The organism is Parvimonas sp. M20, assembly GCF_035282425.1.
GTDB lineage: Bacteria > Bacillota > Clostridia > Tissierellales > Peptoniphilaceae > Parvimonas.
The window spans coordinates 1-258 of sequence record NZ_JAYKBQ010000217.1; the positions used below are offsets into that span (position 1 = coordinate 1).

At 60.5% G+C, this 258-nt stretch carries 1 protein-coding gene; it reads left to right on the forward strand.

Annotated features, from left to right (window positions below):
• Positions 1-258: hypothetical protein (locus tag VJI93_RS09020; RefSeq protein ID WP_324009361.1), on the forward strand; the 258-nt coding region annotated here is incomplete at both ends.

Genomic DNA, 258 nt, shown 5'->3' on the forward strand with positions numbered 1-258 from the left:
GAGCAGCCTTGAAGCTGCTGGCAGCAAGCCGCCTTCGTTCCGGTCACTGTTTGCCTACTTTGTGCGCCGGCAGGCGAGTGGTGCGTTCATGACACCGGAGAAGCAGGCCACGATGCAGGGCACTGGCGACATGCAAATGGCGCTGATGTTCCTGCTCGGATTGGACTGGCAGATCGCCCGAGATTGGCAAGCTGTGCGTGATCGCGAAAAGACCCTGGAAGAGCTGAAGAAGGCGGCTGGGAACGGCGCGTTTGGTTC